This is a genomic window from Clostridium senegalense JC122 (genome assembly GCF_000285575.1).
GTDB classification, from domain to species: domain Bacteria; phylum Bacillota; class Clostridia; order Clostridiales; family Clostridiaceae; genus Clostridium_J; species Clostridium_J senegalense.
Genome location: NZ_HE611051.1, coordinates 660,980 through 681,385 on the forward strand (window position 1 = coordinate 660,980; position 20,406 = coordinate 681,385).

The 20,406-nt window shown below is 33.2% G+C and carries 38 protein-coding genes; all 38 read right to left on the minus strand.

What is annotated here, in order from left to right; all coding sequences use genetic code 11:
* Positions 1–84 precede the first annotated feature (84 nt).
* The 38 genes from rpsI to rpsJ all read right to left on the minus strand — a co-directional run bounded on the left by rpsI (position 85) and on the right by rpsJ (position 19,931).
* Positions 85–477, minus strand: coding sequence for a 30S ribosomal protein S9 (gene rpsI / locus CSGHG_RS11290; protein WP_010295164.1), 393 nt, complete (start codon positions 475–477; stop codon positions 85–87).
* 29 nt (positions 478–506) lie between these two features.
* A complete protein-coding gene (rplM, locus tag CSGHG_RS11295) occupies positions 507–944 on the minus strand; it encodes a 50S ribosomal protein L13 (RefSeq protein WP_010295165.1) in 438 nt (145 codons plus the stop codon).
* Between the two features lie 188 nt (positions 945–1,132).
* On the minus strand, positions 1,133–1,867 hold the full coding sequence (gene truA, locus CSGHG_RS11300) for a tRNA pseudouridine(38-40) synthase TruA (RefSeq protein WP_010295166.1): 735 nt from the start codon (positions 1,865–1,867) through the stop codon (positions 1,133–1,135).
* Between the two features lie 11 nt (positions 1,868–1,878).
* Positions 1,879–2,682: an energy-coupling factor transporter transmembrane component T family protein gene (locus tag CSGHG_RS11305; protein WP_010295167.1), complete on the minus strand. Its 804-nt coding sequence runs from the start codon at positions 2,680–2,682 to the stop codon at positions 1,879–1,881.
* 43 nt (positions 2,683–2,725) lie between these two features.
* Positions 2,726–3,577: an energy-coupling factor transporter ATPase gene (locus tag CSGHG_RS11310; protein WP_010295168.1), complete on the minus strand. Its 852-nt coding sequence runs from the start codon at positions 3,575–3,577 to the stop codon at positions 2,726–2,728.
* On the minus strand, positions 3,562–4,446 hold the full coding sequence (locus CSGHG_RS11315) for an energy-coupling factor transporter ATPase (protein WP_010295170.1): 885 nt from the start codon (positions 4,444–4,446) through the stop codon (positions 3,562–3,564). The genes CSGHG_RS11310 and CSGHG_RS11315 overlap by 16 nt, the downstream gene beginning before the upstream one ends.
* 84 nt (positions 4,447–4,530) lie before the next feature.
* A complete protein-coding gene (rplQ, locus tag CSGHG_RS11320; RefSeq protein ID WP_010295172.1) occupies positions 4,531–4,872 on the minus strand; it encodes a 50S ribosomal protein L17 in 342 nt (113 codons plus the stop codon).
* Between the two features lie 12 nt (positions 4,873–4,884).
* Complete coding sequence (locus CSGHG_RS11325) at positions 4,885–5,832, minus strand: DNA-directed RNA polymerase subunit alpha (protein WP_010295174.1); 948 nt, start codon at positions 5,830–5,832, stop codon at positions 4,885–4,887.
* Positions 5,833–5,899: 67 nt separating this feature from the next.
* Entirely contained in the window at positions 5,900–6,520 is a 621-nt protein-coding gene (rpsD, locus tag CSGHG_RS11330; RefSeq protein ID WP_010295177.1) for a 30S ribosomal protein S4, read from the minus strand.
* Positions 6,521–6,537: 17 nt separating this feature from the next.
* The gene (gene rpsK / locus CSGHG_RS11335) at positions 6,538–6,930 is read right to left on the minus strand and encodes a 30S ribosomal protein S11 (RefSeq protein WP_010295178.1); all 393 of its coding nucleotides are present in this window, start codon (positions 6,928–6,930) and stop codon (positions 6,538–6,540) included.
* Positions 6,931–6,945: 15 nt separating this feature from the next.
* Complete coding sequence (rpsM, locus tag CSGHG_RS11340; protein WP_010295181.1) at positions 6,946–7,314, minus strand: 30S ribosomal protein S13; 369 nt, start codon at positions 7,312–7,314, stop codon at positions 6,946–6,948.
* Between the two features lie 44 nt (positions 7,315–7,358).
* Entirely contained in the window at positions 7,359–7,472 is a 114-nt protein-coding gene (gene rpmJ, locus CSGHG_RS11345; protein WP_003373491.1) for a 50S ribosomal protein L36, read from the minus strand.
* A gap of 15 nt (positions 7,473–7,487) precedes the next feature.
* Positions 7,488–7,706 carry a translation initiation factor IF-1 gene (infA, locus tag CSGHG_RS11350; protein ID WP_010295286.1) on the minus strand — a complete coding sequence of 73 codons (219 nt, stop codon included), beginning with the start codon at positions 7,704–7,706 and terminating at the stop codon, positions 7,488–7,490.
* A gap of 7 nt (positions 7,707–7,713) precedes the next feature.
* Positions 7,714–7,983 (minus strand): KOW domain-containing RNA-binding protein, encoded by a 270-nt coding sequence (locus CSGHG_RS11355; RefSeq protein ID WP_010295288.1) that lies wholly within the window; start codon positions 7,981–7,983, stop codon positions 7,714–7,716.
* A gap of 13 nt (positions 7,984–7,996) precedes the next feature.
* Positions 7,997–8,743: a type I methionyl aminopeptidase gene (gene map, locus CSGHG_RS11360; RefSeq protein WP_010295291.1), complete on the minus strand. Its 747-nt coding sequence runs from the start codon at positions 8,741–8,743 to the stop codon at positions 7,997–7,999.
* Positions 8,730–9,392, minus strand: coding sequence for an adenylate kinase (locus tag CSGHG_RS11365; protein ID WP_010295293.1), 663 nt, complete (start codon positions 9,390–9,392; stop codon positions 8,730–8,732). Before CSGHG_RS11365 ends, map begins: the two co-directional genes overlap by 14 nt.
* A 22-nt stretch (positions 9,393–9,414) precedes the next feature.
* The gene (gene secY, locus CSGHG_RS11370; protein WP_010295298.1) at positions 9,415–10,686 is read right to left on the minus strand and encodes a preprotein translocase subunit SecY; all 1,272 of its coding nucleotides are present in this window, start codon (positions 10,684–10,686) and stop codon (positions 9,415–9,417) included.
* Positions 10,687–11,127 carry a 50S ribosomal protein L15 gene (gene rplO, locus CSGHG_RS11375; protein ID WP_010295300.1) on the minus strand — a complete coding sequence of 147 codons (441 nt, stop codon included), beginning with the start codon at positions 11,125–11,127 and terminating at the stop codon, positions 10,687–10,689.
* Between the two features lie 19 nt (positions 11,128–11,146).
* Positions 11,147–11,326, minus strand: coding sequence for a 50S ribosomal protein L30 (gene rpmD, locus CSGHG_RS11380; RefSeq protein WP_010295302.1), 180 nt, complete (start codon positions 11,324–11,326; stop codon positions 11,147–11,149).
* A gap of 13 nt (positions 11,327–11,339) precedes the next feature.
* Positions 11,340–11,837: a 30S ribosomal protein S5 gene (gene rpsE / locus CSGHG_RS11385; RefSeq protein ID WP_010295304.1), complete on the minus strand. Its 498-nt coding sequence runs from the start codon at positions 11,835–11,837 to the stop codon at positions 11,340–11,342.
* A 23-nt stretch (positions 11,838–11,860) separates the two neighbouring features.
* Positions 11,861–12,223, minus strand: a complete 363-nt coding sequence (rplR, locus tag CSGHG_RS11390; RefSeq protein WP_010295306.1) for a 50S ribosomal protein L18 — start codon at positions 12,221–12,223, stop codon at positions 11,861–11,863.
* Between the two features lie 22 nt (positions 12,224–12,245).
* Positions 12,246–12,785 (minus strand): 50S ribosomal protein L6, encoded by a 540-nt coding sequence (gene rplF / locus CSGHG_RS11395; RefSeq protein ID WP_010295307.1) that lies wholly within the window; start codon positions 12,783–12,785, stop codon positions 12,246–12,248.
* Between the two features lie 22 nt (positions 12,786–12,807).
* Entirely contained in the window at positions 12,808–13,206 is a 399-nt protein-coding gene (gene rpsH, locus CSGHG_RS11400; protein WP_010295309.1) for a 30S ribosomal protein S8, read from the minus strand.
* Between the two features lie 32 nt (positions 13,207–13,238).
* Complete coding sequence (locus CSGHG_RS11405; protein WP_010295312.1) at positions 13,239–13,424, minus strand: type Z 30S ribosomal protein S14; 186 nt, start codon at positions 13,422–13,424, stop codon at positions 13,239–13,241.
* 15 nt (positions 13,425–13,439) lie between these two features.
* Complete coding sequence (rplE, locus tag CSGHG_RS11410) at positions 13,440–13,982, minus strand: 50S ribosomal protein L5 (protein WP_010295314.1); 543 nt, start codon at positions 13,980–13,982, stop codon at positions 13,440–13,442.
* A gap of 22 nt (positions 13,983–14,004) precedes the next feature.
* Positions 14,005–14,322 carry a 50S ribosomal protein L24 gene (gene rplX / locus CSGHG_RS11415; RefSeq protein WP_026022327.1) on the minus strand — a complete coding sequence of 106 codons (318 nt, stop codon included), beginning with the start codon at positions 14,320–14,322 and terminating at the stop codon, positions 14,005–14,007.
* 10 nt (positions 14,323–14,332) lie between these two features.
* The gene (gene rplN / locus CSGHG_RS11420; protein WP_010295319.1) at positions 14,333–14,701 is read right to left on the minus strand and encodes a 50S ribosomal protein L14; all 369 of its coding nucleotides are present in this window, start codon (positions 14,699–14,701) and stop codon (positions 14,333–14,335) included.
* Positions 14,702–14,724: 23 nt separating this feature from the next.
* A complete protein-coding gene (gene rpsQ, locus CSGHG_RS11425) occupies positions 14,725–14,979 on the minus strand; it encodes a 30S ribosomal protein S17 (RefSeq protein WP_010295321.1) in 255 nt (84 codons plus the stop codon).
* A gap of 29 nt (positions 14,980–15,008) precedes the next feature.
* Positions 15,009–15,221 carry a 50S ribosomal protein L29 gene (gene rpmC, locus CSGHG_RS11430; RefSeq protein WP_010295324.1) on the minus strand — a complete coding sequence of 71 codons (213 nt, stop codon included), beginning with the start codon at positions 15,219–15,221 and terminating at the stop codon, positions 15,009–15,011.
* Entirely contained in the window at positions 15,211–15,654 is a 444-nt protein-coding gene (gene rplP / locus CSGHG_RS11435; protein ID WP_010295326.1) for a 50S ribosomal protein L16, read from the minus strand. Before rplP ends, rpmC begins: the two co-directional genes overlap by 11 nt.
* 26 nt (positions 15,655–15,680) lie before the next feature.
* Positions 15,681–16,346, minus strand: coding sequence for a 30S ribosomal protein S3 (gene rpsC / locus CSGHG_RS11440; protein WP_010295328.1), 666 nt, complete (start codon positions 16,344–16,346; stop codon positions 15,681–15,683).
* Positions 16,347–16,362: 16 nt separating this feature from the next.
* Positions 16,363–16,698 (minus strand): 50S ribosomal protein L22, encoded by a 336-nt coding sequence (gene rplV, locus CSGHG_RS11445; RefSeq protein WP_010295330.1) that lies wholly within the window; start codon positions 16,696–16,698, stop codon positions 16,363–16,365.
* Between the two features lie 22 nt (positions 16,699–16,720).
* Positions 16,721–17,002: a 30S ribosomal protein S19 gene (gene rpsS, locus CSGHG_RS11450; RefSeq protein WP_010295333.1), complete on the minus strand. Its 282-nt coding sequence runs from the start codon at positions 17,000–17,002 to the stop codon at positions 16,721–16,723.
* 58 nt (positions 17,003–17,060) lie between these two features.
* Positions 17,061–17,894 (minus strand): 50S ribosomal protein L2, encoded by an 834-nt coding sequence (gene rplB, locus CSGHG_RS11455; RefSeq protein WP_010295336.1) that lies wholly within the window; start codon positions 17,892–17,894, stop codon positions 17,061–17,063.
* A gap of 56 nt (positions 17,895–17,950) precedes the next feature.
* Positions 17,951–18,247, minus strand: a complete 297-nt coding sequence (gene rplW / locus CSGHG_RS11460) for a 50S ribosomal protein L23 (protein WP_010295338.1) — start codon at positions 18,245–18,247, stop codon at positions 17,951–17,953.
* A complete protein-coding gene (gene rplD / locus CSGHG_RS11465) occupies positions 18,247–18,867 on the minus strand; it encodes a 50S ribosomal protein L4 (protein ID WP_010295341.1) in 621 nt (206 codons plus the stop codon). Before rplD ends, rplW begins: the two co-directional genes overlap by 1 nt.
* 17 nt (positions 18,868–18,884) lie before the next feature.
* Positions 18,885–19,514 (minus strand): 50S ribosomal protein L3, encoded by a 630-nt coding sequence (rplC, locus tag CSGHG_RS11470; RefSeq protein ID WP_010295342.1) that lies wholly within the window; start codon positions 19,512–19,514, stop codon positions 18,885–18,887.
* 108 nt (positions 19,515–19,622) lie between these two features.
* Positions 19,623–19,931, minus strand: a complete 309-nt coding sequence (gene rpsJ, locus CSGHG_RS11475; RefSeq protein WP_010295344.1) for a 30S ribosomal protein S10 — start codon at positions 19,929–19,931, stop codon at positions 19,623–19,625.
* Between the last annotated feature and the right edge of the window lie 475 nt (positions 19,932–20,406).

Below are 20,406 nucleotides of genomic sequence, written 5' to 3' on the forward strand. Positions count from 1 at the left end.
AACAATAAAAAATGCATATGCCAAAGGCATATGCATTTAATATGTATTCCAAAGTAAAAACTTGAAAAATACGTTTTTGAAATATTATCTTTTTGAGAACTGAGAAGCTCTTCTTGCTTTTTTAAGACCGTATTTCTTTCTTTCTTTCATTCTTGGGTCTCTTGTTAAGAAACCAGCTTTTTTAAGTTCTGGTCTTAAGTTTTCGTCAGCTTTTAATAAGGCTCTAGATATTCCATGTCTTATTGCTCCTGCTTGACCAGTGTATCCACCACCGTGAACGTTAACTAAAACGTCGAATTTTTCCTTAGTTCCAGTTAATACTAATGGTTGATTAACTATAACTCTTAAAGTTTCTAATCCAAAGAAATTTTCTATCTCTCTGTTATTTATTACAACTCTACCTTCTCCAGGTACAAGTCTTACTCTAGCAACTGATTGTTTTCTTCTTCCTGTTCCGAAATATTGAACTTTTGCCATTTTAAATCCTCCTTCCAAACTCTATCTAATTATTTTCTTACTAACTCTAAAACTTCTGGGTTTTGAGCGTGATTGTTGTGTTCTGTTCCTCTGTATACTGTTAATTTTTTAAGCATTTTTCTTCCTAAAATTCCGCTTGGAAGCATTCTTCTTACTGCTTCTTCAAATACGAATTCTGGTTTTTTAGCTAATGCTTCTCTGTATGGAGTCTCTTTTAATCCACCTGGATATAGAGAGTGATGTCTTAACATTTTTTGATCTAATTTCTTTCCTGTTAAAACAATTTTCTCTGCATTAATAACTACAACGTAATCTCCTGTATCTACGTGTGGAGTAAATTCTGGTTTGTTTTTTCCTCTTAATACTGAAGCTATTTGGCTAGCAGCTCTTCCTAAAGGCATTCCTGCCACGTCTACTACATACCATTTTTTTTGAACTTCATTTGGTTTTGCTAAGTATGATTTCATTTCTTTTTCCCTCCCTGAATTTTTAACAATCTTAATTCTATGCTAAAGACCCGGGGCTAGTGGATCTTATACACAATTTTTTTATTATAACAAACAAAAATATTATAATACAATTTGCCACGCGTGTCAATTATTTAAAAAATTATTACATTACTAAAATTGTAGTAAATATGCCTATTTTAGTAATACTAATAATAAACTTCTTCTAAACACAGCCCTTGAGGTGGCATAGATTTTCCGGCGTTAGTTCTTTCCTTTGAATCTATTATATTTTTGATGCTTTTCGGATTAATTTTTCCTATACCCACATCAATAAGGGTACCTACTATTATTCTTACCATATTATATAAAAAACCATCAGCACTTACAAATATTTTTACATAGTTTCCTGTTTTCTCTACATAAAGTTCACTTATAGTCCTCACAGAGGTTTTAACTGAACTTCCTTTGTTTTTAAATGCTGAAAAGTCATGAGTACCTATAAAGTATTTACAAGCTTCATTCATTTTCTCTATATCTAAATTATATTTACATTGACATACATAATTTCTATCTATTGTTGCTTTCATAGGTCTTTCAAGTATAGTATAACTATACTTCTTTCCCCTGCAACTGTATCTAGAATGAAATTCTTCTGGCACTTCTTCAGATTTTAAGACGGCAATATCATCTGGTAATTTTACATTAAGTGCATCTTTAAATTTTTCACTAGGTATAGAACTGTTTGTAACAAAATTGCATATATATCCTTTAGAATGTACTCCACTATCAGTCCTGCTACATCCAATTATCTCTATATCCTCTTTTGTTAAATTAGAAATTATATCTTCTATAGTACCTTGTAATGTAACCTTAGTCTTTTGTTTTTGCCATCCAAAATAGTTTGTTCCATCATATTCTAGTGTTAACTTTATATTTCTCATATTAATTTCCTTTAAAAATAAAATCTTGTTCCAAATATCAATATCGTAAATATAGCAAAGTTTACAAATGCTATACTATCTCTTTTAGTCATTTTTAATACTTTCATTCTAGTTCTACCGTCTCCGCCTCTATAGCATCTTGCTTCCATTGCCATAGCAAGGTCTTCAGCTCTTCTAAATGAACTTATAAATAATGGTACTAACAATGGCACTAAACTTTTAGCCCTATTTATAAGATTTCCACTTTCAAAGTCAGCACCTCTTGCCATCTGAGCCTTCATTATTTTATCAGTCTCATCCATAAGCGTAGGTATAAATCTAAGTGCTATAGTCATCATCATAGCTAATTCATGAGCTGGTACCCCTATTTTCTTAAATGGATTAAGTAGTCTCTCTATCCCATCAGTTAATTCTATAGGGGATGTTGTTAATGTTAATAACGATGTACCTGCTATTAAAAATGTAAGCCTTATTATCATAAAGGCAGCAAGAATCAATCCTTCTTTATATATTTTCAAAAATCCTAATTGATAAACTAATGTTTCTCCCTTTGTGAAAAATATATTGAATATTGCTGTTATTAACATCAATATAAATATGGGTTTTAACCCCTTATATATATATCTAAATGGTACCTTTGATACATATATACATAACATTAAAAATAAAAAGACTACAACATATCCCTGCACATTATTTGCTAAAAATAAAACTATTATAAATAATAATGATATTAATATTTTTGTTCTTGGATCAAGCTTGTGTATAAATGATTCACCAATAATATATTGGCCTATTGTAATATCCTTGATCATATAAACTCCTCCAAAATAGAAACCTATAAATAAATTAAATACTTTAAGATTTTAAAACTCTAAGTATTTCTTCCTTAGCTTCCTTTAAGGTAAATATATCTTCTGATATGTCCAATCCTTTTTTTCTAAGTTCTTTTACTAAATAAGTAACTTGTGGTACTGCTAGGCCTACTCTCTCTAACGTTTCAACATCTTTAAATATTACTTTAGGTGCTCCATCTAAAATGCATTTTCCACCTTCCATAACTAATATTCTATCTGCTACTTTAGCTACATCTTCCATGCTATGTGAAACTAGGATTATAGTCATATTATACTCTCTATGTAATAATTCTATTTTTCCTAATATTTCATCTCTTCCCTTTGGATCAAGTCCTGCAGTAGGTTCGTCTAAAATCAACACTTTAGGCTCCATTGCAACAACACCTGCTATTGCAACTCTTCTTTTTTGACCTCCACTTAACTCAAAAGGAGACTTATCTTTATATAACTCATAATCTAATCCTACTATATTCATAGCTCTTTTTACTCTATCTGAAACTTCCGCTTCTGATAAACCTAAATTTTTAGGTCCAAAAGCTATATCTTTTTCAATTGTCTCTTCAAACAATTGATACTCTGCATATTGAAATACTAGGCCTACTCTTTTTCTTATTTCAGTAAGCTTTATATTTTTTGAAGTAATATCTATGTCGTCTACTATTATCTTTCCTGACGACGGTTTTAACAGTCCATTAATATGCTGAATCAAAGTTGATTTTCCTGATCCTGTATGCCCTATTAAAGCTAAAAACTCACCATCATTTATTTCTAATGAAACATTATCTAATGCTTTTTTTTCAAAAGGTGATTTTGCCATATATATATGTGTTAAATTTTCTATCTTAATTGACATAATTCATTCACCATCTCATCTATAGTTAATATTTCTCTATTTAAGCTTATTCCATCTTTGCTGAGTTCATAAGCAAGTTCTGTCATCTGAGGTACGTCAAGTCCTAAGCTCTTCATAGTATCAACTTCTTTAAACACTTCCTTTGGAGTACCTTCAATAATTACTTTTCCTGAATCCATAACATAAATTTTGTCTGCATCAACTGCTTCTTCCATATAATGAGTAATAAGCACTACAGTTATGCCAGACTCCTTGTTTAACTCTTTAATAGTCTTTATAACTTCTTTTCTTCCTGAAGGATCTAACATAGCAGTTGGCTCATCTAAGACTATACACTCCGGTCTCATAGCAAGTATACCTGCTATTGCAACTCTTTGTTTCTGTCCTCCTGATAGTAAATGTGGACCATGCTGTTTATATTCATACATATTAACTCTTTTTAAGGATTCATCAACTCTTCTTCTTATTTCTGCTGAATCTATTCCTAAATTTTCTGGTCCAAAAGCAACATCTTCTTCTACTATTGTAGCAACAATTTGGTTGTCTGGATTTTGAAAAACCATCCCAGCTTTTTTTCTTACTTCCCAAAGATTTTCTTCTTTTGAGGTATCCAATCCACCTACAAAAATTTTACCTTTACTTGGTAGTAATAATCCATTTATATGCTTTGCAAAAGTAGATTTACCAGATCCATTATGGCCTAAAACAACTACAAAATCACCTTTGTTTATAGTTATATTAACACCATCTAGTGCAATTTTTTCTTTACCATCTTCATTTGATTCATATTTAAAGAATAAATTTTCACTTACAATTTCAACTTTTGTATCATTTTTAATACCTTGAGGGGCATTTTTGGTAAGTTCCATATTTCATCCCTCCATAGCTGGAAAATTTATATTTTTATAATAAAATGGGGACTAAGCTAGGCATACTTAATCCCCTGGAATATATTATACTAATTCTAATATAACAACTTCTGCTCCGTCGCCTCTTCTTGGACCTACTTTCATTATTCTAGTATATCCACCATTTCTCTCAGCGTATTTTGGAGCTATGTTATCGAATAAATTCTTAACAACTTCCTCTTCTGTAACGAATGCAAGAACCTGTCTTCTAGCATGTAAATCTCCTCTTTTAGCAAGAGTTATCATTTTTTCAGCTAGTCTCTTAGTTTCTTTAGCTCTAGTTTCTGTAGTTTCTATTTTTCCGTGCTTTAAGAAGCTAGTAACAAGATTTCTAAGCATTGCCATTCTTTGATCAGTTGGACGTCCTAACTTACGTTGTTGTGCCATCGCTATCCCTCCTTACTCTTCGTTTGGTTTAAATGATAGTCCTAAGGCTTCTAGTTTTTGTTCAACCTCTTCAAGAGATTTCTTTCCTAGGTTTCTAACCTTCATCATATCATCCATTGATCTTTCTGTTAATTCTTGAACAGTATTTATACCAGCTCTTTTTAAGCAGTTAAAACTTCTAACAGATAAATCAAGTTCCTCTATTGTCATTTCTAATACTTTTTCTTTCTTATCTTCTTCTTTTTCAACCATTATTTCAACATTATCAGCATGATCTGTTAATGTCATAAATAGTTTAAAGTGTTCTATAAGAATTTTTGCTGATAAACCAATTGCTTCATCAGGTCTAATTGTTCCATTAGTCCATATTTCAATTGTTAATTTATCATAATCTGTTATTTGGCCTACTCTTGTATTTTCAACAGTAAAATTAACTCTCTTAACTGGAGTATAAATTGAATCTACAGGTATAGTAGCTATTGGTTTGTCTTCAGTTTTATTTTTGTTCTGAGAAACATAACCTCTACCTCTGCTAACGTTAAGTTCCATAAATAATTTACCATCATCATCTAGTGTTGCTATATGAAGATCTTTATTTATAACCTCAACATCACCATCAGTTTTTATATCTGCTCCTGTAACCTCTCCTGGTCCAACAGCATCTATATATACAGTTTTAGCTCCTTCACCATTCATCTTTAATGCTAATCCTTTTATGTTAAGAATTAACTCAGATACATCTTCTTTAACTCCATTTATAGTTGAAAATTCATGAAGTACACCGTCTATTTTTATTGAATTTGCAGCAACTCCAGGTAATGAAGAAAGAAGTATTCTTCTTAAAGCATTACCTAAAGTTATTCCATAACCTCTCTCTAATGGTTCTATGACAAATTTTCCATATGTACCATTTTCAGTGGTTTCTACACATTCTATTTTTGGCTTTTCTATTTCTAACATATATATAACCCTCCTTCTTTATTAAATGGGCGTTCTATTTTGAGGGCAACTGATTTTATATTATTGACTATTTGCTGTATAACTCAACTATTAATGTTTCATTTACTGGAACATCTATATCTTCTCTAGTTGGTAAAGATACAACTTTAGCAGCAAAAGCTTCTTGATCAGCCTCTAACCATTTTGGTAAAGTTTTTGGGTTTTCATTGAAAACTTTAAACTTCTCAGTAGCTTTGCTCTTATCACATACTGTGATTACGTCATTTATTTTAACGCTGTAAGATGCGATGTCAACTTTCTTTCCGTTTATTAGGAAATGTCCGTGAGTAACTAATTGTCTAGCTTCTGCTCTAGAAGCACCGTATCCTAATCTGTATATTACATTGTCAAGTCTTATTTCAAGAAGTCTTAATAAGTTTTCACCTGTTATACCTCTTTGTTTTTCAGCCTTGTCATAGTATTTTCTAAATTGTTTTTCAAGAACTCCGTAGATTCTTCTTGCTTTTTGTTTTTCTCTTAATTGTAATCCATAGTTAGAAATCTTTTTTCTTCCTTGACCGTGTTGTCCTGGTGCGTAGCTTCTTCTAGCGAATGCGCATTTCTCAGTAAAACATCTGTCACCTTTTAGGTTAAGCTTTAAACCTTCTCTTCTGCAAAGTTTGCAAGTAGCTTCAGTATATCTAGCCATTTTTACACCTCCTATTACTAAACTCTTCTTCTTTTTGGTGGTCTACATCCATTGTGTGGAATTGGAGTTACATCTTTTATTAAAGTAACTTCTAATCCAGCAGCTTGTAGAGATCTTATAGCAGCTTCTCTTCCTGCTCCTGGTCCTTTAACGTAAACTTCTACACTTTTTAATCCATGTTCCATTGCTGCTTTAGCTGCAGTTTCTGCTGCCATTTGAGCTGCAAATGGTGTGCTTTTTCTTGATCCTCTAAATCCTAATCCACCAGCACTTGCCCATGACAATGCGTTTCCAGCTGCATCAGTAAGTGTAACGATGGAATTGTTGAAAGTAGATTTGATATGTGCTGCACCATGCTCAACATTTTTTCTTTCTTTTCTTCTTCTACTTCTTTTAACTTTTTGAGCCATTTTATTCCCTCCTTACTATTTCTTCTTTCCTGCCATTGTCTTTTTAGGACCTTTTCTAGTTCTAGCATTAGTCTTAGTTTTTTGTCCTCTTACAGGAAGTCCTCTTCTATGTCTGATTCCTCTGTAACAACCGATTTCCATTAATCTCTTTATGTCAAGAGCAACTGTTCTTCTTAGGTCACCTTCAACTAATATGTTTTTGTTTATATATTCTCTTAAAGCATTAACTTCATCTTCAGTTAAATCTTTAACTCTTGTATCTGGATTTACTTTTGTAGCTTCAAGTATTTCATGTGATTTTGGTAGTCCTATACCAAATATATAAGTTAGACCTATCTCAACTCTTTTTTCTCTTGGTAGGTCAATACCTGCTATTCTTGCCATCTACGATCTACACCTCCTAAGTATTTATATAATACATAAGGCTATTAGCCTTGTTTTTGTTTATGTTTAGGATTTTCACAGATAACCATTACTCTTCCTTTTCTTTTTATAACTTTACATTTTTCACATATAGGTTTAACTGACGGTCTTACTTTCATAGCTAACCCTCCTTATTACTTATCTCTCCAAGTTATTCTCCCACGAGTCAAATCATATGGAGAAAGCTCTACTGTAACTTTATCGCCTGGTAATATCCTGATAAAATTCATTCTTAATTTACCTGATATATGTGCCATTATTTTATGTCCGCTTTCAAGTTCTACTTGAAACATAGCATTTGGTAGTGCTTCTAAAACAACACCTTGCATTTCAATTATATCATCTTTTGACATAAGGTAATCATACCTCCTCAACTTGCAAAAACTTTCTAATCATAGAATTGCTTACCTTTTTATTGTTAGTAATTAACTCTTTGATATCCTGTGCTATCATGTCTGTAAAAATTAAATGTTTAATTTTTTTCTTCTTTGGCTTTTCTATTTTTCTTAGATCACCATCTGAAATATAGACATAATCTTCATTTAGTATTCCTACTATTATAAAATATCTATTACGGTCTCTACCTGATTTCGAATGTACTACCTTACCTAAAAGGCTATTATCATCCAATCTTTTCACCTCATTAGCTTAAAGTTAGTATCTCAGGACCACTATTTAATACTGCTAAAGTATTTTCATAATGTGCAGATAGTGTACCATCACTAGTAACAACTGTCCATCCGTCCGAATTTACTTTTACATTATATTTACCAATGTTTATCATAGGTTCAATTGCTAGAACCATCCCATGTTTTAGCTTAGGACCTCTACCAGCAGTGCCGTAATTAGGAACTTGTGGATCTTCATGCATTGATCTTCCAATTCCATGTCCTACAAAATCCCTAACCACAGAATATCCAAAGCTTTCGGCATGTCTTTGAACAGCTGCTGAAATATCAGTTAATCTGTTTCCAACCACTGCATTTTCCATACCCTTAAAGAAACATTCTTTTGTAACTTTAATTAACTGCTCTGCTTCTTTAGATATATTCCCTACTGGAAAAGTTCTAGCTGCATCACCATGAAATCCATTAAGAATTGCTCCACAATCTACACTAATAATGTCGCCATCCTCTAGAACCCTATTTTTAGGAATTCCATGTATAACTTCATTATTAACTGATGCGCAGATTGTAGCCGGAAAACCGCCATATCCTTTAAAGGATGGCTTGGCGCCCTGTTTTAGTATGAACTCTTCAGCTAATTTATCTATTTCTGCAGTTGTTATGCCTGGTTTTATCACCGACTCAATTTTAGCAAGTGTGTCAGCAACTACTTTACCTGCATTTCTCATATATTCAATTTCCATATCACCTTTAATTATTATCACTATTTATCGCTCCTAAGACACCACAAATGTCCTTAAAAACATCATCAATAGATTGAGTTCCGTCTACTGTAGATAGTAATCCTTGATTCTTATAGTATTCTATAAGTGGTTGGGTTTGTGTTTCATATACATCTAAACGATCTTTTACTGTAGATTCAGTATCGTCCGCTCTTTGTATTACAACACTGCCACAAATGTCGCATTCTCCTTCAACCTTAGTAGGATTAAACTTAACATGGTAGCTCGCGCCACAATCTGGGCAAACTCTTCTACCAGTCATTCTATCTATAATAAATTCTTTTTGAACGTCTATTAATAGAGCTGTATCAAGTTTTTCTCCTTTTTCACTTAAGAAATTTTTAAGAGCTTCAGCTTGACTTACAGTTCTTGGATAGCCATCAAGTAAGAATCCATTTTTACAGTCTTCATGCTCTAATCTATCTTGTACTATATCTATGGTTAACTTGTCAGGTACTAATTGTCCCTTATCAATATAACTCTTAGCTTCGATTCCTAGCGGAGTTTTTTCAGAAATGTTCTTTCTAAAAATATCTCCTGTTGATATGTGCGGTATGGAGTATTTATTACTAATTGATTTAGCTTGTGTTCCTTTTCCGGCTCCCGGAGGACCTAATAAGATGATTTTCACTAGCATCAACTCCAAAATTTTATTATTTAAGGAAACCTTGGTAATGTCTCATAACTAGCTGTGATTCTAATTGTTTCATAGTGTCTAACGCTACTCCTACAATAATCAATAAACTAGTACCTCCAAAAGCAATTCCTTTAAAATTACTATAAGCTTCTACAACTATAGGGAATATCGCAATAATAGATGCAAATACACCACCCATTATAGAAACCTTTGTTAAAACACTTTCTAAGAAAACTTCAGTTGGTTTTCCTGGTCTTATACCTGGTACAAATCCAGATGATTTGTTCATATTCTCAGCCATCTCATCTGGTTTAAATGTAACTATTGTATAGAACCATGAGAAGAATAGTATTAAAACAAGATAAGTAATTATATATTTCAAAGAACCACTTTTAAATATACTCCAAGGACTTTCCATTATAAACTTTGCAAACGCTGATGTTGGCCAAATTTTTGCTATTGTTTCAGGGAATTGCATCACTGACATAGCAAATATTATAGCCATAACGCCTGCTGAATTTAAGCTGAAAGGAATATGTGTTGATTGTCCTTTAAACACTTTATTTCCTACAGCTTTTCCTGCATATTGTACAGGAACTCTTCTTTCTGCTAAGTTAATTATAATAACTGCCAGTAATAAAACTAAAGCTACTAATACAAATATTATAACCTCTACTAAACTAACTTCGCCTGCTTGACGTAATCCAGCGACTTTGTAAATAGTTGTTGGTATTGTGGAAATGATGTTTACAAATATTATAACCGATACACCACTACCAATACCATAAACTTGAATTTGTTCTCCTAGCCAAACTAACAAGCTTGATCCAGCTGTCATTGTTAAAACTATAATAAATAGTTCCATGTATCCAGTACTCTTCAATGTTCCATTTATTAACATGTACATCGCTATTCCTTGAAATACGGCAAATACAACTGCTGCTAATCTTGTGTAATTTTGAATTTTTTGTCTTCCTTCTTGGCCTTCTTTCGAAAGTTGTTCCAAGGTAGGAACTGCTATTGTAAGTAGTTGAATTACGATTGATGCGTTTATGTAAGGCGTAACACCCATAGCAAATATACTAAATTTACTTAAAGCACCACCGGACAACATGTCATAGAAGGTGAATAATGTTCCTGAACTACTTAAGCTAGCTAATTTACTAGCATCTACTCCAGGAACTGGAATAAATATTCCTAATCTGAATATCACCACTATAAACAAGGTAAATAGCATTCTTTTTCTAAGCTCTGGAACTTTCCAAGCATTTCGTAGGGTTGATAACATCTATATCACCTCAACTTTTCCTCCAGCGGCTTCTATTTTTTCAACAGCACCTTTAGATATTTTTTGAGCTTTTACAGTTAAGCTTTTCTCTAAATTACCGTTTCCTAATATTTTAACACCATCATAAAGTTTTTTAACGATTCCTTTTTCCATTAACACTTCTGGTGTTACTTCTGTACCATTTTCAAATATGTTTAATCTTTCAACATTTATGCAAGCATATTCTTTTGCAAATATGTTTGTGAATCCTCTTTTGGGTAATCTTCTGTATAAAGGCATTTGTCCACCCTCAAATCCAGGTCTTACTCCACCGCCTGATCTTGAGTTTTGTCCGTTTTGTCCTTTACCAGCTGTTTTACCTAATCCTGAACCAGCACCTCTTCCAACTCTTTTAGCTGATTTCTTAGCACCTGCTGCAGGTCTTAACTCATGAAGTTTCATAGTCTACACCTCCTTATTATTAAGCTTCTTCAACTTTTAGTAGGTAATTAACTTTATTTACCATACCTCTGATTTGAGGAGTTTCCTCGTGCTCTACAGTTTTACCGATTTTCTTTAATCCTAATGCATTAACTGTAGCTATATGATCTTTTTTTCTGCCTATTAAGCTTTTTGTTAAAGTTATTTTAATTTTAGCCAAGGTATTTCCCCTCCTATCCTAAAATTTCCTCAACAGTTTTGCCTCTTAACTTCGCAACTTGTTCTGCTGTTCTTAAGTTAGCTAATCCGTTGATAGTAGCATTTACCATGTTTCTTGGGTTGTTAGATCCTAAAGATTTAGCTCTAACGTCTTTTAATCCTGCAAGCTCAAGTACTGCTCTTGCTGGACCCCCAGCTATAACTCCTGTACCTTCTGAAGCTGGCATTATATGCACTTTTCCAGTACCGAATTTTCCATCTATAGTATGAGGAACAGTAGTTCCATCTAATTCAACTTTTACAAGGTTCTTTTTAGCGTCTTCAATACCTTTTCTGATAGCTTCTGGTATTTCTATTGATTTACCAGTTCCAACGCCAACGTGTCCGTTTTCATCTCCAACAACTACTAAAGCGCTGAATCTGAAGTTTCTTCCACCTTTAACAACCTTAGCAACTCTATTTATATCAACAACTTTTTCTTTAAGATCTAGTGTGCTAGGATCTATTTTCATGAATTTCCCTCCTTTTTTTTAGATTAGAATTTAAGACCTGCTTCTCTTGCGCCTTCTGCAAGCATTTGTATTCTTCCGTGATATACGAATCCACCTCTGTCGAATACAACTTCTTCAATTCCTTTTTCTAAAGCTTTCTTAGCTACTAATTCTCCAACAGCCTTTGCAGCATCTTTATTGCTTCCAGCTTTTAAAGTAAAATCTTTCTCTAAGCTTGAAGCTGAAACTAAAGTTCTGCCAGTTACGTCATCGATTATTTGAGCGTATATGTTCTTTGAACTTCTGTAAACAGCTAATCTTGGTCTTTCAGTTGTTCCAGATATTTTTTTACGAACTCTTAAGTGACGAGCTTCTCTTGATAGCTTTCTGTCAACTTTCTTGAACATTGCATTCACTCCTTCCTAATTATTATTTACCAGTCTTACCTTCTTTACGTCTGATAACTTCATTAGTATATTTAATTCCTTTTCCTTTGTAAGGTTCAGGTTTTCTCCAAGATCTTATGTCAGCAGCAACAGCTCCAACTAATTCTTTATTAATACCTTTAACGTTTATAGTATTAGCATCTGGAGTTTCAAATGTTATTCCTTCAACTGCATCTATTTCAACTGGATGTGAGAATCCAAGGTTTAATACTAATTTATTTCCTTTTACTGTAGCTCTGTAACCAACTCCAACTAATTGAAGAGTTTTAGTATAACCATTAGCTACTCCTATTACCATGTTATTTATTAAAGCTCTTGTTAATCCGTGAAGAGCTCTGTGTTGTTTTACATCACTTGGTCTTGTAATAACTATTGAATTTTCCTCTATAGCTATATTCATATCTTTGCACATTGCTTTAGTTAATTCGCCTTTTGGTCCTTTAACTGTAACAACGTTCTCTGGTGATACTGTAACTGTTACACCATTTGGTATAGCTATTGGAAGTCTTCCTATTCTTGACATAATTGCACCTCCTGTTCTTAAACTACCAGATATAGCAGATTACTTCTCCACCTAATCCTAAATTTCTAGCTTCTTTATCAGTTACTATTCCTTTTGATGTAGATATTACTGCTACACCTAATCCATTTAATACTTTTGGAATATCCTCATGTCCAGTATACACTCTTAAACCAGGTTTAGATATTCTCTTTAGTCCTGTTATTACTCTTTCTTTGTTTTGACCATATTTCATTGTAAGTCTTAACATTTTTACAGAACCGTCTTGGTACTCTTCTATATTTTTAAGATATCCTTCTTGAAGCATTATGTTTGCAATCGCCTTCTTGATGTTTGAAGAAGGAACCTCTAATATTTCATGTCTAACAACATTTGCATTTCTTATACGTGTTAGCAAATCTGCGATAGGGTCAGTCATAACCATTTATTGTGCCTCCTTTCATATAATGAATTATATTACCAACTTGCCTTCTTACATCCAGGAATTTGTCCCTTGTATGCAAGTTCTCTGAAACAGATACGGCAAATACCGAATTTTTTTAATACAGAATGTGGTCTTCCACAAAGTCTGCATCTTGTGTAAGCTCTAGTTGAATACTTCGGCTCTTTTTTCCATTTTTCTATTAAAGCTTTACGTGCCACGTTATTCCCTCCTTATTATTGAGCAAATGGCATTCCAAGGAATCTTAATAATTCTCTTGCTTCCTCGTCTGTCTTTGCAGTAGTAACGAATATTATATCCATACCTCTAACTTTGTCAATTTTATCATATTCTACTTCAGGGAATATTAATTGTTCTTTTATTCCTAATGCATAGTTACCTCTTCCATCAAAAGATTTTGAAGGAACTCCTCTGAAGTCTCTAATTCTAGGTAAAGTAACATTAATTAACTTATCTGCAAATTCATACATTTTTTCTCTTCTTAATGTAACTTTGCAGCCTATTGGCATGTTCTCTCTTATTTTGAAGTTAGCTACAGACTTCTTAGCTTTAGTCAAAATTGCTTTTTGACCAGTTATTAGCTCCATATCAGCAACAGCTGACTCTAAAACTTTAGAGTTGTCTTTAGCTTCTCCAATACCCATGTTTAATACTATTTTCTCAAGCTTTGGTACTTCCATGATGTTTTTATATCCGAATTTCTCCATCATAGCTTGAACTACTTCTTTATTATATTTTTCTTGTAGTCTTGTAACCATTAGTTATACCTCCTTTCACGAATTAAAATGTCTCTCCGCACTTTTTGCACACTCTAACTTTTGTGCCATCCTCTAATATTTTATTGCTTATTCTAGTAACAGATTTACATTTGTTGCAATATAACATAACTTTAGAGCTGTTTATAGCTCCTTCTCTGTGAACTATTCCGCCTTGCATATTTTCTCTGCTTGGTTTTTGATGTTTAGTCACAACGTTAACGTCTTTTACTACAACTTTTCCTGTTTTTGGATAAACCGCTAAAACTTCGCCGATTTTTCCTTTATCTTTACCAGAAATAACCATTACAGTATCTTTCTTTCTAACGTGTACTTTCATTATAGCTACCTCCTTATAGAACTTCAGGTGCTAATGATAATATTTTGTTGAATTCTTTATCTCTTAGCTCCCTAGCAACAGGTCCGAAGATACGAGTTCCCTTTGGATTTTTATCTTCTTTTATTATAACAGCTGCATTTTCATCAAATTTTATATATGAACCGTCTGCTCTTCTTAGGCCTTTTACAGATCTAACAATAACAGCTTTAACAACTTCACCTTTTTTAACAACTCCACCTGGTGTTGCACTTTTAACGCTAGCAACGATTATATCTCCGATGTTTCCCCATTTTCTCTTAGAACCACCTAATACTCTTATACACATTATCTCTTTAGCACCAGAGTTATCTGCTACTTTTAATAATGTTTGTTGTTGTATCATGCAAAATACCTCCTTTCAGTTAACTATTTAGCTCTTTCTGTAATTTCAACAAGTCTCCATCTTTTGTCCTTTGATAATGGTCTTGTTTCCATTATTGAAACTCTATCATTAATTCTTGCATCATTATTTTCATCATGAACTTTAAATTTAGTAGTTGTGTTAACTGTTTTTCCGTATAGTGGATGTCTTACCTTTGTCTCAACTGCAACAACGATTGTCTTATCCATCTTATCAGAAACAACTTTTCCTATTCTTGTTTTTCTAATTCCTCTTTCCACAAGATAAACCTCCTTTCAGTATAACTATATTACTGTTCAAAAGCCCTTAATTCTTCTTCTCTAAGGATGGTTTTAATTTGGGCTATAGATTTTTTAACCTTTTTTATTCTCATTGGGTTCTCTAACTGTCCTGTAGCTAACTGAAATCTTAGGTTAAATAATTCTGCTTTTAAATCATTTAATTTAACTTGTAAATCTTGAGGAGTACTTTGTCTCAACTCTTTTAATTCATTAGCCTTCATTGTTTTCACCACCCATTTCCTCAAAATCTTTTCTTGTTACAAACTTAGTTTTAACTGGAAGTTTGTGTGATGCTAATCTCATTGCTTCTCTAGCAGCTTCTTCTGAAACTCCAGATATTTCAAATAACACTCTGCCTGGTTTAACTACTGCTACCCAGTATTCTGGCGAACCTTTACCTGATCCCATACGTGTTTCAGCTGGTTTCTCAGTAACTGGTTTATCAGGGAAGATTTTTATCCAAACCTTTCCTCCTCTTCTTACGTATCTATTGATAGCTATTCTGGCAGACTCGATTTGGTTACTTGTTATCCAACCGCACTCAGTTGCTTGTAAAGCATAATCTCCGTAAGCGATAAAGTTACCTCTTGTAGCTTTACCTTTCATTCTACCACGTTGCACCTTACGATGTTTAACTCTTTTAGGCATTAACATGTCATATTCCTCCTTCCTGAACGTTATTAAGCGTTAACTTCTTCCTTCTCTACTTTCTTTGTTGGAAGAACTTCTCCTCTATATACCCAAACTTTAACTCCAATTTTTCCGTAGATTGTATCTGCTTCAGCAAATCCATAATCTATGTCAGCTCTTAAAGTTTGTAGTGGAATTGTACCTTCATGATATTGCTCTGTTCTAGCTATATCTGCTCCACCAAGTCTTCCTGAACAAGATGTTTTAACACCCTTAACGCCTGTTTTCATAGCTCTTTGAATTGTTTGTTTCATAGCTCTTCTAAAAGATATTCTCTTTTCTAATTGAGCTGCTATATTTTCAGCCATTAATTGAGAATTGTTATCTGGTCTTTTAACTTCAACTATATTTATTAATAAAGTATTTGTTGAAACTATATTTTTTAAATCTTTCTTTAATTGCTCTATACCTTGACCGCCTTTTCCTATAACCATTCCTGGTTTAGCAGTATGTATATTTAATTTAACTCTTTTCGCTGCTCTTTCAATCTCTATTTTAGCGATTCCAGCACTAAAAAGTTTCTTTTTAAGATATTCTCTTATTGCATTGTCTTCAACTAAGTTATCTGCGAATTTTGTTCCTTCAGCGTACCACTTAGCATCCCACTCTTTAATTACACCAACTCTTAGGCCGTGTGGATGTACTTTTTGTCCCACTATATATCCCTCCTTCTTACTCTCTTTCTTTAACTACTAGAGTTATATGGCTAGTTTTCTTGTTTATTCTGAAAGCTCTACCTTGAGCGTGTGGTCTGAATCTCTTTAATGTTGGACCTTGACCAGTGTGAGCGTTAGCAACATATAATCTACTTCTATCTAAACTTAAGTTGTTTTCTGCATTAGCAACTGCTGATTTTAAAACTTTGTTTACTACTTCAGCTGCATCTTTTGGAGTATATTGTAATATAGCAAAAGCTTCGTTTACATCTTTTCCTCTTATTAAATCAAGAACTATACCAATTTTCATTGGAGACATTCTTACGTATTTAGCTATAGCTTTAGCTTCCATTGATGTGTCCTCCTTTCCAAAACTATCTTACTTTACTTGATTTTGATTTATCAATGTGACCTTTGAAAGTTCTTGTTAAAGCGAATTCTCCTAATTTATGTCCTACCATATCTTCTTGAACATATACTGGAACATGCTTTCTTCCGTCATGAACTGCAATAGTGTGACCTATCATTTGTGGGAAGATTGTTGAACTTCTTGACCAAGTTTTTATAACTTTCTTTTCCCCATTTTGGTTCATTTCTTCAATTTTCTTTAACAGTGACTCTTTTATAAAAGGTCCTTTTTTAATTGATCTGCCCATTTATAAAGTCCTCCCTTCATATGAGTAGTTTAGAAGAGAATATTCTATTCTCTTCCTATTACTTGCTATTTCTTCTCTTAACAATAAACTTATCAGAGTATTTTTTAGTTTTTCTTGTTTTATATCCAAGAGCTGGTTTACCCCATGGTGTCATTGGACTTGCATGTCCGACAGGTGCTTTACCTTCTCCACCTCCGTGAGGGTGATCATTAGGGTTCATAACAGAACCTCTAACTGTAGGTCTTATACCCATGTGTCTCTTTCTTCCAGCTTTACCTATTTTAACTATTTCATGTGTTAAGTTAGAAACAGTTCCTATAGTTGCTCTACAGTTGATTCTTACATATCTAACTTCTCCACTTGGTAGTCTTACTTGAGCATATTCTCCTTCTTTAGCCATTAATTGTGCTGAAGAACCTGCTGATCTAACAAGTTGAGCTCCTTTTCCTGGTTGTAATTCTACATTGTGAATTACTGTACCTACTGGGATGTTAGCTATTGGTAATGTGTTACCTGGTTTTATATCTGCTTCTGGACCTGATACTATTACATCTCCAACTTTTAAACCAACTGGAGCAATTATGTATCTCTTCTCTCCATCTGCATATACAACTAATGCAATGTAAGCTGATCTATTTGGATCATACTCAACTGTTGCAACCTTTGCAGTAATGTTGTCTTTATTTCTTTTAAAGTCAATTATTCTATATTTTTGTTTCGCTCCACCACCGTGGTGACGAACAGTTATTTTACCTTGTGCGTTTCTACCACCAGTTTTTTTCTTGCTTACAAGAAGAGATTTCTCTGGGACATTTGTAGTTATTTCTTCAAATGTAGCCATTGTCATATTTCTTCTTGAAGGAGTGGTAGGTCTAAATTTTTTAACTGCCATTAGGTTTCCCTCCTTCTTTATCGCTTATCTGGCATCATGCCAATAAATGCTTCTAATTACATTCCTTCAAAAAATTCTATAGTTTTACTATCTTCAGTTAATGTTATTACTGCTTTTTTGAAGTCAGCTCTTTTACCAACATGTACTCCAACTCTCTTAGTTTTTCCTAAGTTTCTCATTGTAGCAACATTTTCAACTTTAACTCCAGCAAAAACATCTTCTATAGCTTTTTTGATTTGGAATTTGTTTGCGTGTATGTCAACGATGAAAGTGTATTTTCTGTCAGCCATTGCTGCCATACTTTTTTCAGTTATAACAGGTTTTCTTATTATATCATGGCTAGTCATTTTCATTATGCATACACCTCCTCAATCTTAGATACAGCTTCTTTAGTTACCATGAACTTTTCGTATTTTAATATATCATATACGTTTAAGTTGTTTACTGGTAAAACTGCTACTCCTGGTATGTTTCTAGCTGATTTATAAACATTTTCGTTTGACTCAGCTACAACGATTAAAGTCTTTTTAGCTTCAAAAGCATTTAAAACGTTAATCATTTCTTTAGTTTTTGGTGCTTCAAACTCTAAGCTTTCTATTACTATCATTTCATTTTCAGCAACTTTTGAAGTTAAAGCTGATTTCATAGCTGTTCTTCTCATGCTTTTTGGAATAGAAACTCTGTAGTCTCTTGGTTTTGGTGCAAATACTATACCACCATGTATCCATTGTGGAGCTCTTATAGAACCTTGTCTTGCTCTACCAGTTCCTTTTTGTCTCCAAGGTTTTATTCCTCCGCCTCTAACTTCTGCTCTAGTTTTAGCGCTTTGAGTTCCTTGTCTTTTATTAGCTAATTGAGCTAATACAACTTGGTGCATACTTTCTTTGCTTATTTCAGCTCCGAATATGCTCTCATTTAATTGGATATCTCCAACTTCTTTTCCTTCTTTATTAAAAACTTTTATTGTAGGCATTCTGCATCCTCCTTTCCTTAAGCTTTAACAGCGTCTCTTATTACTACAAGACCTTTGTTTGGTCCTGGTATTCCACCTTTTATAAGGATTATGTTTTTCTCAGGTATTACTCTTACGATTTCTAAGTTTAATACTGTAGTATTAACATTTCCCATATGTCCAGGCATTTTTTTGTTTTTGAAAGTTCTTGAAGGGTCTGATGATGCTCCCATTGAACCTACTGCTCTGTGGAATTTAGATCCGTGGCTCATTGGTCCTCTGTGGAAGTTCCATCTTTTAATTACGCCTTGGAAACCCTTACCTTTAGATATTCCAGAAACATCGATTTTGTCTCCAGCTGCAAATATATCAGCTTTTATTTCAGCTCCAACTTCTACGTTGCTCATATCTTCTAGTCTGAACTCTTTTATATGTCTTTTAACAGCAACTCCAGCCTTATCGAATTGTCCTTTTGTTGGCTTGTTAACTAATTTTTCTCTTATATCTCCAAAAGCAACTTTAACTGCTTCATATCCATCAGTCTCAACTGTTTTCTTTTGGATTACTACACATGGACCAGCTTCTACAACTGTTACTGGAACTACTTTTCTATTTTCATCAAATATTTGAGTCATTCCTAATTTTTTACCCATTATAGCTTTTTTCATTATTAATACACCTCCTACTTATTAGCGGACCACCTTAGTGATCATAATAGTTAGTAATAGTAATCTATTACCCGTACCTATGGAAGTTACCATATATGTACGCCTATATTATAGTTTTATTTCTATATCTACGCCTGCTGGTAAATCTAATCTCATTAAGGCATCAACAGTTTTTGGTGATGGACTTAATATGTCGATTAGTCTCTTGTGAGTTCTTATTTCGAACTGCTCTCTAGAGTCTTTATATTTGTGAACTGCTCTTAAAACTGTTATAACATCTTTTTCTGTTGGTAGAGGTACTGGACCTGCTACTTTTGCTCCAGTTGATTTTGCAGTTTCAACTATTTTTTCAGCAGATTGATCTAGTATTGTGTGATCAAACGCCTTAAGTCTAATTCTTATTTTTTGTTTTGACATTATATTCCCTCCTTTTCATCGCACGCTGGTACTTCTTACGTGCAACAGCGGATGTTCTGTAAACTGTTCCAGGTGTTTCATTATACAATTCAACGCAGAACAACAGACCCCGTCGCCTAATTCAAGATTAGGCATGCTCGGTTAAGAATTCCCCGGAAGTCCGGCAACCTCTTACCTCAACGCTGTTACCACTTTGCAACTTCTACATTATATCGCATTTCATGTTCTTTGACAAGTATTTTTTTAATTTTATTTTTTTCTATTAAAAAAATATTTTTTTAAGTTTTTTAACTATTTTAAATATTTTTTCATTAACTTGTTTTTTATTTTTTTATATCTTCTTATTATATTAATTAAGGAGAAGGGCGTCCCCTTCTCCTTAAAACCTAGGTATTTTTATTCGTGCACATTTTAGTAAAATTTACTATTAAGTCTATCTTTATAATCAATTATTATTGATTAATTAGTTTCATTT

Coding starts and splice junctions, on each gene's coding strand:
- rpsI (WP_010295164.1), bottom strand. CDS start 477: ATGGCAAAAGTTCAATATTTCGGAACAGGAAGAAGAAAACAATCAGTT.
- CSGHG_RS11315 (WP_010295170.1), bottom strand. CDS start 4,446: ATGGAACTTACCAAAAATGCCCCTCAAGGTATTAAAAATGATACAAAA.
- rplP (WP_010295326.1), bottom strand. CDS start 15,654: ATGTTAATGCCTAAAAGAGTTAAACATCGTAAGGTGCAACGTGGTAGA.
- CSGHG_RS11325 (WP_010295174.1), bottom strand. CDS start 5,832: ATGTTAGAAATAGAAAAGCCAAAAATAGAATGTGTAGAAACCACTGAA.
- rpmC (WP_010295324.1), bottom strand. CDS start 15,221: ATGAAGGCTAATGAATTAAAAGAGTTGAGACAAAGTACTCCTCAAGAT.
- rpsM (WP_010295181.1), bottom strand. CDS start 7,314: ATGGCAAGAATAGCAGGTATTGACCTACCAAGAGAAAAAAGAGTTGAG.
- rpsK (WP_010295178.1), bottom strand. CDS start 6,930: ATGGCTCAAAAAGTTAAAAGAAGTAGAAGAAGAAAAGAAAGAAAAAAT.
- truA (WP_010295166.1), bottom strand. CDS start 1,867: ATGAGAAATATAAAGTTAACACTAGAATATGATGGAACAAACTATTTT.
- CSGHG_RS11305 (WP_010295167.1), bottom strand. CDS start 2,682: ATGATCAAGGATATTACAATAGGCCAATATATTATTGGTGAATCATTT.
- rplC (WP_010295342.1), bottom strand. CDS start 19,514: ATGAAAAAAGCTATAATGGGTAAAAAATTAGGAATGACTCAAATATTT.
- rplD (WP_010295341.1), bottom strand. CDS start 18,867: ATGCCTACAATAAAAGTTTTTAATAAAGAAGGAAAAGAAGTTGGAGAT.
- rplF (WP_010295307.1), bottom strand. CDS start 12,785: ATGTCAAGAATAGGAAGACTTCCAATAGCTATACCAAATGGTGTAACA.
- rplO (WP_010295300.1), bottom strand. CDS start 11,127: ATGAAACTTCATGAGTTAAGACCTGCAGCAGGTGCTAAGAAATCAGCT.
- rpsD (WP_010295177.1), bottom strand. CDS start 6,520: ATGGCTAGATATACTGAAGCTACTTGCAAACTTTGCAGAAGAGAAGGT.
- rpsE (WP_010295304.1), bottom strand. CDS start 11,837: ATGAAAATAGATCCTAGCACACTAGATCTTAAAGAAAAAGTTGTTGAT.
- rpsS (WP_010295333.1), bottom strand. CDS start 17,002: ATGGGCAGATCAATTAAAAAAGGACCTTTTATAAAAGAGTCACTGTTA.
- secY (WP_010295298.1), bottom strand. CDS start 10,686: ATGTTATCAACCCTACGAAATGCTTGGAAAGTTCCAGAGCTTAGAAAA.
- CSGHG_RS11310 (WP_010295168.1), bottom strand. CDS start 3,577: ATGTCAATTAAGATAGAAAATTTAACACATATATATATGGCAAAATCA.
- rpsJ (WP_010295344.1), bottom strand. CDS start 19,931: ATGTCAAAACAAAAAATAAGAATTAGACTTAAGGCGTTTGATCACACA.
- rplB (WP_010295336.1), bottom strand. CDS start 17,894: ATGGCAGTTAAAAAATTTAGACCTACCACTCCTTCAAGAAGAAATATG.
- rpmJ (WP_003373491.1), bottom strand. CDS start 7,472: ATGAAAGTAAGACCGTCAGTTAAACCTATATGTGAAAAATGTAAAGTT.
- rplN (WP_010295319.1), bottom strand. CDS start 14,701: ATGATACAACAACAAACATTATTAAAAGTAGCAGATAACTCTGGTGCT.
- rplE (WP_010295314.1), bottom strand. CDS start 13,982: ATGGTTACAAGACTACAAGAAAAATATAATAAAGAAGTAGTTCAAGCT.
- rplR (WP_010295306.1), bottom strand. CDS start 12,223: ATGTTCAAGAAAGTTGACAGAAAGCTATCAAGAGAAGCTCGTCACTTA.
- rplV (WP_010295330.1), bottom strand. CDS start 16,698: ATGGAAGCTAAAGCTATAGCTAAATACGTAAGAATGTCTCCAATGAAA.
- infA (WP_010295286.1), bottom strand. CDS start 7,706: ATGTCAAAAGATGATATAATTGAAATGCAAGGTGTTGTTTTAGAAGCA.
- rpsH (WP_010295309.1), bottom strand. CDS start 13,206: ATGGTTATGACTGACCCTATCGCAGATTTGCTAACACGTATAAGAAAT.
- rplQ (WP_010295172.1), bottom strand. CDS start 4,872: ATGGCACAACAACGTAAGTTAGGACGTCCAACTGATCAAAGAATGGCA.
- rplM (WP_010295165.1), bottom strand. CDS start 944: ATGAAATCATACTTAGCAAAACCAAATGAAGTTCAAAAAAAATGGTAT.
- rplW (WP_010295338.1), bottom strand. CDS start 18,247: ATGAAAATGACTAGCCATGATATAATAAGAAAACCTGTTATAACTGAA.